Genomic DNA, 11,350 nt, shown 5'->3' with positions numbered 1-11,350 from the left:
GACGAGCCTGGTGCACACGGTGCAAACGTTCGCCGGCCACGAGAAGGCGATCCTCGACCACGTCACCAACGCTCGCGCGGCCGTGACGTCGGCGACGGCCGGAAAATCGGTGGCGCAGCGCAGTGCAGCGGAGAAGGACCTCGACACCGCCCTGGTCCCGTTGCTCGCGCTCGGACAGGATTATCCGCAGCTGAACTCGTCGAACAACTTCCTGAACCTGCAGGAGAACCTCGCCGATACCGAGAACAAGCTGGCGTTCGCGCGCCAGTACTACAACGACTCGGTCGCCACGCTGAACCGGTTGGTCACGACGATCCCGTGGATGTTCGTCGCACCGATGACCGGTGTCTCCGAGCGGGAGTACTACCAGACGCCGCGCTGAGCGCGGACACGTCGCCCGGACGCCGTCTCTACACTGGCGCGGTGCGCATCGTCTTCGCCGGCACCCCGGAGCCCGCCCTGCCGTCACTGCGCCGACTCATCGACTCACCGCGTCACGACGTCGTCGCGGTACTGACGCGTCCGGACGCCGCTGCGGGACGACGCGGAAAGCCGGCTCCGTCGCCGGTGGCCCGGCTGGCACTCGAGCACGACATCCCACTGCTGAGGCCGGCCAAACCGAACTCCGAGGAGTTCGTCGCCGAGCTGACCGGCTTGGGCCCGGAGTGCTGCGCCGTCGTCGCCTACGGTGCGCTGCTGCGCGAGCCGCTGCTGGCGGTGCCCGAGCACGGCTGGGTGAACCTGCACTTCTCGGTGCTGCCCGCCTGGCGGGGCGCGGCGCCGGTGCAGGCCGCGATCGCCGCCGGTGACACCGTGACCGGCGCGACGACCTTCCAGATCGAACCCGCACTCGACTCGGGGCCGGTCTACGGGGTCGTCACCGAGACCATCCGGCCGACCGACACCGCGGGCGATCTACTTGAACGCCTGTCGATTTCGGGTGCGGGGCTGCTGGAAGTGACGCTCGACGGGATCGCCGACGGGACGCTCGTCTCGGTGCCCCAGCCGTCTGACGGCGTGACGACCGCGCCGAAGATCACCGTCGAGGAAGCGCGGGTGAGATGGGATCTGCCGGCCCACGCGGTGGATCGCCGAATCCGCGCCGTGACGCCGAATCCCGGCGCGTGGACAATGATCGGCGATCTGCGGGTGAAAGTCGGACCGGTCACCATCGACGATGGAGCACAACCGTTGGTCCCCGGCGCGATTCGGGCAGATCGCACCGGAGTACGCGTGGGGACAGCGTCCACACCGGTGCTGCTCGGTATCGTGCAGCCGCCCGGCAAGAAGCCGATGAACGCCGCCGACTGGGCTCGCGGCGCTCGCCTCGACGACACGGTGCGGGCCGAATGACCAAGCCGCCCAAGCGCACACAACGTCGCAAACCACTCGACCCGGCGCGGCGCGCCGCGTTCGATGTGCTGCGCGCGGTCTCGGAGAAGGACGCCTACGCCAACCTCGCACTGCCCGCGATCCTGCGCGACCGCGGAATCACGGGCCGCGACGCCGCTTTCGCCACCGAACTCGCCTACGGAGCATGCCGGACGACAGGTCTGCTCGACGCCGTCATCAGCCGTGCGGCCGGCCGGCCGCCCGAGCGTATCGACCCGGTACTGCTGGACCTGCTGCGGCTCGGCGCCTACCAGCTGCTGCGCACCCGTGTCGAGCCGCACGCCGCGGTCTCCACCACCGTGGAGCAGGCCGGCATCGAATTCGACTCCGCCCGAGCGGGATTCGTCAACGGAGTGCTGCGTACCATCGCGTCGCGCGACGAGCAGTCCTGGCTCGCCGAGATCGCGCCGGACGCGGACACCGATCCGATCGGCCATGCGGCGCTTGTCCATGCGCATCCACGGTGGATCGCGCAGGCGTTCGCCGACGCGCTGGGCCCCGACGCCGGCGAGCTCGATGCACTGCTGGCCAGTGACGACGACCGGCCGGCGGTCCATCTCGCGGCCCGCCCCGGCGTGCTGACCGCGGCCGAGCTGGCCACGCAGGTCGACGGGACGGCCGGCCGCTATTCGCCGTACGTCGTGTACCTGGCCGGCGGCGACCCGGGCCGACTTCAGCCGGTTCGCGACGGCGTCGCGCTTGTGCAGGACGAGGGCAGCCAGCTCGTGGCCCGGGCGCTCACCCTGGCCGAACTGGACGGCGACGACGGCGGCCGATGGCTGGACCTGTGCTCGGGGCCCGGCGGCAAGACCGCGATGCTGGCCGCGCTGGGCGACGGCGTCCGGGTGACCGCCGTCGAACCCGCACCCGCGCGCGCCGACCTCGTCGAGCAGAACACCCGCGGGCTACCGGTCGACGTCCTGCGCGTCGACGGCCGCGAACCTGGGCTCGAGCCCGGCTTCGACCGGGTGCTGGTGGACGCCCCGTGCACCGGGCTGGGGGCGTTGCGGCGCCGACCGGAGGCCAGGTGGCGACGCCGGCCCGGCGACGTGCCGCCGCTGGCCAAACTGCAGCGCGAACTTCTGGCTTCGGCGATCCGGCTGACCCGCCCGGGCGGGGTGGTGCTGTACGCGACCTGCTCACCGCACCTTGCCGAAACCGTCGGCGTCGTCGCCGACGCGCTTCGCCGCCACCCGGTCACCGCGCTGGACACCCGGCCGCTGTTCGAGCCGGTCGACAATCTCGGCGACGGGCCCTACGTGCAGCTGTGGCCGCACCGGCACGGCACCGACGCGATGTTCGCCGCCGCGCTCAAAGTAGGGTAGCCGCATGGCTGGACCCCTTATCGCGCCGTCGATCCTGGCCGCCGACTTCGCCCGGCTCGCCGACGAAGCCGGTGCGGTGCAGGGCGCGGACTGGCTGCACGTCGACGTGATGGACAACCACTTCGTGCCGAACCTGACCATCGGACAGCCGGTCGTCGAGTCGCTGCTGAAGGTGACCGACATCCCGATGGACTGCCACCTGATGATCGACAATCCCGATCGGTGGGCGCCGCCGTACGCCGAAGCCGGCGCTTACAACGTGACGTTCCACGCCGAGGCCACCGACAACCCCGTCGGCGTCGCCCGCGACATCCGCGCGGCCGGCGCCAAGGCGGGGCTCTCGGTCAAGCCGGGCACCCCGCTGGAGCCGTACCTGGAGATTCTGCCCGAGTTCGACACGCTGTTGATCATGTCGGTGGAGCCGGGCTTCGGCGGCCAGAAGTTCATTCCCGAGGTGCTGGTCAAGGTCGGCACGGCACGGCGGTTGGTCGACGCAGGCGAGCTGACGATCGTCGTCGAGATCGACGGCGGCATCAATGCCGACACCATCGAGCAGGCCGCCGAGGCGGGGGTGGACTGCTTCGTCGCAGGGTCGGCCGTCTACAGCGCAGAAGATCCCGCCGCGGCGGTGGAATCGTTGCGCCGCCAAGCCGCCGCCGCATCCAAACATCTTCGGCCATGAACCTCGAGGCCGCGATGCGGCTGGCGATCCAGCAGGCCGAGAAGGTCAAGGGCGCGACCTACCCGAATCCTCCCGTGGGAGCGGTGATCCTGGATTGCGACGGTGAGGTTGCCGGTGTGGGCGCGACCGAACCGCCGGGTGGCCCGCATGCCGAGGTGCTCGCATTGCGCAGAGCGGGCGAACGTGCCGCCGGAGGCACTGCGGTGGTGACGCTCGAGCCGTGCAACCATCACGGCCGCACCCCACCGTGTGCGGATGCCCTTGTCGCAGCGGGTGTTTCGGCGGTCGCCTATGCGGTCGCCGATCCGAACCCCGTCGCGGCCGGCGGCGCCGCCCGCCTTGGCGCCACCGGTCTGTCGGTAATGGGGGGTGTGCTCGCCGACGCGGTGGCGGGTGGCCCGCTGCGTGAATGGCTGCACAAGCAGCGCACCGGATCACCGCACGTGACTTGGAAATTCGCGACCAGCGTCGACGGGCGCAGCGCTGCGGCGGACGGCAGCAGCCAGTGGATCACCAGCGAGGCCGCGCGTGCGGACGTCCACCGCAGGCGTGGCGTCGCCGACGCGATCGTGGTGGGCACCGGCACCGTGTTCGTCGACGACCCGGCGCTCACCGCACGCCTGCCCGACGGCACGCTGGCCGAGCGCCAGCCGTTGCGCGTCGTCGTCGGCGAGCGTGAGATCGCCCAGGAGTCAAAGGTTCTCAACGACGACTCGCGGACGATGGTGATTCGCACCCACGACCCGCATGAAGTCATCAAGGCGCTGTCCGACCGCACCGACGTGCTGCTCGAGGGCGGCCCCACCCTGGCGGGCGCGTTCCTGCGTGCCGGCGTCATCGACCGGATTCTCGCTTATGTCGCGCCGATCCTGCTCGGTGGTCCGATCACGGCCGTCGACGACGTCGGGGTGTTGAGCATCGCGCACGCCCAGCGGTGGCGGTTCGACGGGATCGAGCCGATCGGGCCGGACGTGCTGCTCAGCCTCATTCCGGCGTAGCTGATTCCTCCGCGGCCAGCGGGCGGTGCTCGATGAGTTCGCGAACGCCGGCCGACCCCAGCAGTTCGCGGAACGCCTGCACCGGATAACCCACCACGGTGGAGTCGCTGAGTGCCTGCGCCGTCGCCGACCGCGGCAGGTGGAACAGCGGGCCGATCTCACCGAAGTAGTCGCCCTTGCCCGCCACCTTCAGCGTCTCCTCGCTGCCGCCGGGAAGCGCACGCACGAGCTCGATTTCACCTTCGGTCACAACGTAGATCAGGTCGCCCATCGTGCCCTGCTCGAAGAGCACGTCGCCCGCTTCGAGTTCGACGGTTTCGGGCGGGCGGTCCACCGACGCGAAGTCGGGCACCATCTCGACGACGCGATCGGCCAGCGGCAGGATCCGGCTGTCGTGCGTCGCCACGACCACCATGCGCGGTCCCGACGCCAGTTCGCGGATCAGCTTGAGTACCTCCTCGACCTGGATGAAATCCAGATGCGCGGTGGGCTCGTCGGCCAGGATCAACGGCGGGTCCAGCGCGATCGCGCGAGCCACCGCCACCCGCTGCTGCTGACCGCCGCTGAGGTCGCCGGGCCGGTGATGCAGGCGGTCCTCCAATCCGACGCGCGCCAGCAGCTGTTCGGCGCGCTTGCGCGACGCACGGCGCGACATGCCCGAGGCGCGCAGCGGGACGACGACGTTCTCGACCGCGGTGAGGCTCGGCACGAGATTGAACGCCTGGAAGACGAACCCCACCGTCTCGCGCCGGTACGTCTGAAGCTCCTTGGCGCTCAACGACGTCACGTCCACGTCGCCGAACTTGATTGTCCCGCTTGTGGGTTGGAGGATGCCGCCGAGGCAGGACAGCAGCGTCGTCTTCCCGCATCCGCTGGGTCCCATCAGGATGACCAGCGAACCCGCTGCGACATCGAGGTTGAGGCCGTCGATCGGCCGCACCGGATGACCGCCGCTGGAGTATTCGACGACGAGGTTCTGGATCGACAGATCCCCCATCACGGGCCTCCGAACGCGAGCGCCGGGTCGACGGCCACTGCGCGGTGCAGTCCGGCCGCACTCGCGATCAGACCGATCACCACCGCGATCACCGGCAGCGCGACGAACGCTTGCGTCGGCACGATGACCTGCATGGGGAACAACGGGCCGAGCAGCAGCGACAACCCCGCCCCGACCAAGGCGGCGAGCAACGCCACGATGACGGCCTGCAACGCCAGTCCGGCCATCACCGAACGGGTCGGCACCCCAATGGCTTTGAAGACGGCGAAGTCCCGCAGCCGCTCGAGCGCGGAGAGGTAGACGACCGATCCCACGATCAACGCCGCGACGATCCACAGCAGCACCGCGACGATGGTGATCGAATTGACGGCCACCTTCAGCGGACGCAGCAGGTCCTCGATGGCTCCGGCGCGGTCCACCACGCGATATCCCTTCGGCACCCGATCGAGGGATCCGCGAACCCCGATGGAGGCGACCAAGGGCTCTCCGCCATAGACCAGCCGCTGGGCGCCCTCGGTGGTCAGAAAGACGTTGGGCAGGTTCGCCAGTGCTGTCGAGTTCTCCACGAGGCCGACGACGCGCAGCTTGCGCGAAGCGATCTCGACCTCGTCGCCGACGTTTCGGCCCAGGGTGCTCGACACCATCACCTCGTCCGGGTTGGCGGGTGCGCGGCCTTGTGTCGCCGGCGGCATTCCGGGCCCGCGTTGCGGCGCACCGAAGATGTCGACGTTGCGGGTCGCGTCGCCGACAGTCGCGGTGCCCCCGGCATAGGCGAGGGGAGCGGCCGCATCCACGCCCGGCGCGCCGGCGATGCGCCGCAACTCGACTGGCGCGAAGGGCGTCGCCCCCACGAAGGGACCCGACGCGCCGGCCTTGACCACGAACTGGTCGACGCCGAGTGAGTCGACCGTGCGTCGGGCCTCGGTCTGAAAGCCGTTGGCCAACCCGGTCAGAACCAGGGTCATTCCGAAGATGATCGCTGTGGACAACACCGCGATGGCGAAACGTCGCCTTCTCCACTGCATGTCGCGCAGGGCAGCGGTGAGCATGTCGGCGACGTTACCCAGGGGTGTCGGTCGGTGGGCCGGGTTTGGCCTACTTGGCGAAGGCGCTCACCAGCGTGTTACAGAACGCTGCCAGATCGTCCGGCTTGCGGCTGGACACCAAAGTGTTTGGCCCACAGGAGCATTCGACCACCTCGTCGTCAACCCAGTTCGCGCCCGCGTTGATCAGGTCGGTCTTGACGCTCGGCCACGACGTCATGGTGCGGCCGCGCACCACGTCCGCCTCGACGAGTGTCCACGGGCCGTGACAGATGACCGCGACCGGCTTGCCCGCCTCGAAGAAGCCTTTGGCGAGCGCGACCGCTGCGGCGTCGGTGCGCAGGTTGTCGGGGTTGGCGACACCTCCCGGCAGCACCAGGCCGGCATAGTCGTCTGCCGACACCGAATCGGCGGACTTGTCGGCCTGGAAGGTGTCGGCCGGGGTCAGATGGTTGAACGCCTGAACTTTTCCGACCTCCGTCGACACCAATTCCGGGGTTCCGCCGGCCTCTTCGACGGCCTTCCAGGGTTCGGTCAGCTCGACCTGTTCGACGCCTTCGGGCGCGACCAGGAATGCAATCTTCTTGCCGGTCAGTGCACTTGCCATCAGCTTTCTCCGTCTACGTAGTCGTCTGGGCACGCATACCCGGCGTGGGAAGGGGCAAACAGGACGCTCACGTCGGTACACTCGTACCAAAGTGGACCCCGATGCGGTCCGCGGTAATCGCGCTTTCACCGACGATTCGCGCGCTGGTGAGCGAACAAAGGACGAACCATGACTGCACTGCAGGACTGGCTCAGCAACCGCCCGATGGATCCCCGAACGATCGCAGCGTTGATCTGCGACACCTTCCGGGGCCAACCTCCGGAGGAAGAGGCCGTGCGACCGGCCGAGCCCGCGCTGCTGCGGCCGGGCCTCGAGCGTTGCTAGCGGTCCGCCGCCTCGACGGCGACTTCGTCGGCGTGCTCATTCCTGCCGCTGATCAGCAGTCCGAGTAGCGCACCGGCGACGCACACGACAGCGGTCGCCAGGAAGATGACGCCGTACTGCATGGTGTAGGCCTCCACCGTCGCGCGGGCCAACCGCGCGGCCTGCGCGGCCATCAGGCCGCCGGGGCTGGTCGCGGTCGGCGCCGGCAAGGCGTCGAGGCGCTCCTGGAAGTACTGGTTGAACTTGTACAGTCCCCAAGCGGTCAGCGCGGCCAGGCCGATCAGCATGCCGATCATGCGGGCGACGACGACGGCCGCCGAAGCGATGCCGTGCTGGACGGGCGGCACCACCCGCAGCGTGGCCGAGGTCAGGGGGCCGATCACCAACCCCAGCCCGACACCGGCGATGGCGAGGTCGGTGTCGAGTACCGGCAAGCCGACGAAGCCGAGGTCGTGGCGGGCGGACAGCACGTCGACGCCCCAGTTCGAGACCAGCCAGTAGCCGCCTGCGGCGACCAGGAGACCGGCGAAGGCCACCGCCCGATCACCGATCCGGGTCGCGATCCAACCGCCGATCACCGCGCCGATCGGCAGCGCGATCAGGAAGCGCAGCAGCAGGAAAACGGCTTCGTTCTGGTCCTTGCCGAGCACGCCCTGCCCGAACAACTCGACGTTGACCAGCGTCACCATCAGGGCCGCACCCGCACACAGCGATGCACCCAGCGCGGCCAGGAACGGCCGGAAGTGGACGCCGGCGGGCTCGATCAGCCGTGTGCGTGCGAACCGTTCCCAGACGAAGAACGCCACGAGCGCCACCGTCGCGGCCAGGAGCACCGGCAGCCCGTAGCTCGGCAGAATCTTGCGGCCGTCCGGCGCCGGGTTGTAGAGCCCGATCACCGTCAGGCCGAGTGCGACGGCGAGCAGCACGCCGCCGACCACGTCCACCTTCTCGGGGTCCTCGGACTTGAGCCGCGAAGGCAGGCTGAAATGGATCAGCACCATCGCGACGGCCGCCAAGGGCACATTGATCCAGAACACGTCGCGCCATGTGCTCAGCACCGCGACCACGCCTATGCCGTAGAGCGGGCCCAGCACGCTGCCCAGCTCCTGGGCGGCGCCGATGCCGCCCAGCACCGACGCCCGGTTGCGGGTGGCCCACAGGTCAGCGGCCAGCGCCAGCGTGACCGGCAGTAGCGCACCGCTGGCGACGCCCTGGATCGTGCGCCCGATCACCATCGGAACGAGGTCGTTCGACAGAGCGGTGACGACCGAACCGACCGCGAAGCCGGCCAGGCTCAGCTGCAGGATGAATTTGCGTCCGAACCGGTCGGAGGCGCGGCCCAGCAGCGGCATCGCCGCGATGTAGCCCAGCAGATAACACGTGATGATGGGTGTCACCCGCTGCAGCTGGTTCACGGGGATGCTGAGGTCGACGATGATGTCGCGGATGATCGCGACGACGACGTACGTGTCGAGCGCGCCGAGCAGCACTGCGAGGCCACCCGCGCTGATCGCGATGCGGCGGTTCGACGTCGTCGTCGCAGCGGTTCCGCTATCCGTGGCCTGCACTGAAGCCGACATCAGGCCGCGGGCGGCTTGGCGACGGTCACGGGCTTGCCCCACTCGGACAACGCCATGGTGACGCTCGAGTCCGGCTGGGTCTGCAGTTTGATCTGGGCCGGTTTGTGATCGCCGTCCTCGGCGATCCACGCTGTGGCGGGCACCGGACCGGTGGCCGCGATCTGCGGTGCGATCTTGTTCACCACATCAGCGCTGACGTTGCCGGTGATGCGCACGGTCTGCACCCCGTTGATCGTCTCCCGGCCGTCGGCCTTCGGGTCGGAGAAGTTGGCCAGCACGTTGGCCACACCCGTCTGCGGATTGAGGATGAGCGAGGCGTCGTAGATGTCGGCGGCGGGGCCGAAGTTCGACAAGGCGGCGCCCGGGGTCAGCGTGGCGTAGAGGTTGCCGTCGACGACCTTGAACTCCACGCCTTCGAGGCGCTGGCCCATCATCAGCAGGTTGACTTTGCCTTGGGCGGTGAAGGCCGGGGCGTTGCTGAGGTCGCCTTCCAGCATCTCGATCGGCAGCTTCTCGTTCTTGCCGTCGACCGTCAGCTTGATATGGGCGCTTGTCTGGGTCTTGGTGGTCTGGCTCGACTGCTGTAGGAGGGTCGCAGCATCCGGAAGGTTCTCGGTGGACTCATCCGACTTCGAGCATCCCGCGAGGAAGGCGATGGCGGCGGCGAGCGTGGCGACGATCAGCAAGAGGCGCTTGGGCATGACTGCATCGTAGAGGGTGCGGCCGCGTGGACCCGGCGGGCGTGACGCGCGCAGCGGCGATCTGGATAGTCTGGCGTCGTGTTCACCGGAATCGTCGAAGAGGTCGGCGAGGTCGTCGCCAAGGAGGAACTCGGCGACTTCGCCCGGCTCGCCATCCGCGGCCCCGTCGTGACGTCGGATGCCCGTCACGGCGACTCGATCGCGGTGAACGGCGTGTGCCTGACGGTCGTCGAGGTGAGGCCCGACGGCGTGTTTACCACCGACGTGATCGGGGAGACGCTGGACCGGTCGAGCCTTGGTGGCGTGGGGGTGGGCAGCCCGGTCAACCTGGAGCGTGCGGCGGCGATCAACAGCCGACTGGGCGGACACATCGTGCAGGGGCATGTGGACGGGACCGGCCACGTCGTCGCGCGCACGCCGTCGGAGCGGTGGGTGTTGGTGCGCGTCGCCCTGCCGACGGCACTGTCCCGCTATGTCGTCGAGAAGGGCTCGATCACCGTCGACGGGGTGTCGCTGACGGTCTCCGGCCTCGGGCATGACTGGTTCGAGGTGTCGTTGATCCCGACGACCCTCGACCTCACGACGCTCGGCCGCGCCGAGGTCGGCACGCGCGTCAACCTCGAGGTCGACGTGATCGCGAAATATGTCGAACGGCTGCTTTCTCAGAATCCGTACAGGAACAGCTGAAACGCCGAACAGGTCGCGCTCGATTGGGAGGGCGGTGTGGGGCCAACCCGCCCGAGCGACCGACTAGCCCGGTGGGCGCGCAGCGGTTGCCGAACTCTGTCCCCCGGTTTGTGGATGGTAGGGAAACCCCTGATTCCTTTTTGCTAGCGAGAACGTAGCGTTGCTGTCGAGTCCTCGTGGCAGGGAGCAAACAGGGCTCTCACATCCGGCACAGTGAGTAAGCAGAAATTCGCTGACGAACTGACCTGAGTCAGCGAATTACCTGACAGCACTTTGGGGAGAAATCGATGGGTAAGCACGAGGAACAGCCCTCGCGGCGTGGGCGTAGAGCAGTAGGGGCGGCTGTGGGCGCGGGCGTTCTGCTGTTCTCCCCGATGACCGCCACAGCCCTAGCCGCTGTGGCGCACGCGACCGAACCCGGGGAGGGACCCGGCGGCGACGGCGGCAGTGGCGGCGGCCCACCAGGCGGTAGCGGCAGCGTTGTGCGCGATCAGATCAACACGGCCCGCACCACCTTCAAGACGGGGTTGGGGGAGTTGAAGTCTGAACGTCGCGAGGCGAAGCAGGCGGGCAAGGACGCCGTCAACGAGGTCAAGCAGCAGATCCGCGACTACAAACAAGAGTTCAAGAGCGAGATCCGCGACATCAAACGCGGCCCCTAGGCTGAACCGGCTTCCGGGCTGAGCAACCGTTCGACATATTTGGCGGCTAGGAACGAACTGAACGCTGTACTCAAGTGCAACATAACCGGCCAGCTTGACGCGTTGTAGCCGCGAATACGTTCGACCGAAGAGCTCTCCTCATCGATTAGATGGGAGGGCCTCCTTGGCCGCCGCCGGTACCGTGCTTTATGTCGCGGATATCGCTGCGGAAATCCTTCTTCAGGTCGCGCATCTGCTCTTTGACCGCGTTGACGGCGTCCTTGCCCGCCTGCTTCGCCTCGCGACGTTCAGACTTCAACTCCCCCAACCCCGTCTTGAAGGTGGTGCGGGCCGTGTTGATCTGATCGCGCAC

14 protein-coding genes are annotated in these 11,350 nt (G+C 68.5%); 8 read left to right on the top strand and 6 right to left on the bottom strand.

The window, feature by feature from the left end; translation table 11 throughout:
* The 5 genes from A5663_RS06570 to ribD all read left to right on the top strand — a co-directional run.
* The coding region (locus A5663_RS06570) for a LemA family protein (protein ID WP_068145579.1) at window positions 1-382 on the top strand (382 nt) is incomplete at its 5' end.
* 41 nt (window positions 383-423) lie between these two features.
* Complete coding sequence (gene fmt / locus A5663_RS06565; protein WP_068145570.1) at window positions 424-1,353, top strand: methionyl-tRNA formyltransferase; 930 nt, start codon at window positions 424-426, stop codon at window positions 1,351-1,353.
* A complete protein-coding gene (locus tag A5663_RS06560) occupies window positions 1,350-2,717 on the top strand; it encodes an RsmB/NOP family class I SAM-dependent RNA methyltransferase (protein ID WP_068145567.1) in 1,368 nt (455 codons plus the stop codon). Before fmt ends, A5663_RS06560 begins: the two co-directional genes overlap by 4 nt.
* A 4-nt stretch (window positions 2,718-2,721) precedes the next feature.
* Entirely contained in the window at window positions 2,722-3,399 is a 678-nt protein-coding gene (gene rpe / locus A5663_RS06555; protein WP_068145562.1) for a ribulose-phosphate 3-epimerase, read from the top strand.
* Window positions 3,396-4,397 (top strand): bifunctional diaminohydroxyphosphoribosylaminopyrimidine deaminase/5-amino-6-(5-phosphoribosylamino)uracil reductase RibD, encoded by a 1,002-nt coding sequence (gene ribD, locus A5663_RS06550; protein WP_068145559.1) that lies wholly within the window; start codon window positions 3,396-3,398, stop codon window positions 4,395-4,397. Before rpe ends, ribD begins: the two co-directional genes overlap by 4 nt.
* On the opposite strand, the gene A5663_RS06545 is transcribed toward ribD, so the two are convergent.
* From A5663_RS06545 to A5663_RS06535, 3 genes are read right to left on the bottom strand one after another with little or no spacing between them, the layout of a single operon-like run.
* Window positions 4,384-5,394, bottom strand: coding sequence for an ATP-binding cassette domain-containing protein (locus A5663_RS06545; RefSeq protein ID WP_068145557.1), 1,011 nt, complete (start codon window positions 5,392-5,394; stop codon window positions 4,384-4,386). The two genes, ribD and A5663_RS06545, sit on opposite strands and share 14 nt — an antisense overlap.
* On the bottom strand, window positions 5,394-6,443 hold the full coding sequence (locus A5663_RS06540; RefSeq protein WP_068145554.1) for an ABC transporter permease: 1,050 nt from the start codon (window positions 6,441-6,443) through the stop codon (window positions 5,394-5,396). Before A5663_RS06540 ends, A5663_RS06545 begins: the two co-directional genes overlap by 1 nt.
* Window positions 6,444-6,489: 46 nt before the next feature.
* Entirely contained in the window at window positions 6,490-7,044 is a 555-nt protein-coding gene (locus tag A5663_RS06535; protein ID WP_197503313.1) for a type 1 glutamine amidotransferase domain-containing protein, read from the bottom strand.
* 168 nt (window positions 7,045-7,212) lie between these two features.
* Here A5663_RS06535 and A5663_RS23280 point away from each other — a divergent pair, with 168 nt between their 5' ends.
* Window positions 7,213-7,368 (top strand): hypothetical protein, encoded by a 156-nt coding sequence (locus A5663_RS23280; RefSeq protein WP_197503312.1) that lies wholly within the window; start codon window positions 7,213-7,215, stop codon window positions 7,366-7,368.
* Here A5663_RS23280 and A5663_RS06530 read toward each other — a convergent pair.
* Window positions 7,365-8,936 (bottom strand): MFS transporter, encoded by a 1,572-nt coding sequence (locus A5663_RS06530; RefSeq protein ID WP_082973955.1) that lies wholly within the window; start codon window positions 8,934-8,936, stop codon window positions 7,365-7,367. The two genes, A5663_RS23280 and A5663_RS06530, sit on opposite strands and share 4 nt — an antisense overlap.
* A gap of 11 nt (window positions 8,937-8,947) precedes the next feature.
* Window positions 8,948-9,649: an LppX_LprAFG lipoprotein gene (locus A5663_RS06525; RefSeq protein ID WP_068145552.1), complete on the bottom strand. Its 702-nt coding sequence runs from the start codon at window positions 9,647-9,649 to the stop codon at window positions 8,948-8,950.
* Between the two features lie 78 nt (window positions 9,650-9,727).
* On the opposite strand from A5663_RS06525, the gene A5663_RS06520 reads away from it, so the two are divergent.
* A complete protein-coding gene (locus A5663_RS06520; RefSeq protein ID WP_068145550.1) occupies window positions 9,728-10,336 on the top strand; it encodes a riboflavin synthase in 609 nt (202 codons plus the stop codon).
* A gap of 374 nt (window positions 10,337-10,710) precedes the next feature.
* Window positions 10,711-10,998 (top strand): hypothetical protein, encoded by a 288-nt coding sequence (locus A5663_RS06515; RefSeq protein ID WP_156744374.1) that lies wholly within the window; start codon window positions 10,711-10,713, stop codon window positions 10,996-10,998.
* Between the two features lie 145 nt (window positions 10,999-11,143).
* Here A5663_RS06515 and A5663_RS23275 read toward each other — a convergent pair.
* The coding region (locus A5663_RS23275; protein WP_197503311.1) for a hypothetical protein at window positions 11,144-11,350 on the bottom strand (207 nt) is incomplete at its 5' end.

Source organism: Mycobacterium sp. E740 (genome assembly GCF_001672895.1).
Taxonomy (GTDB): domain Bacteria; phylum Actinomycetota; class Actinomycetes; order Mycobacteriales; family Mycobacteriaceae; genus Mycobacterium.
Note: the sequence above shows the minus strand (reverse complement) of the source record. Positions and strands in the feature narration are given on the sequence as shown.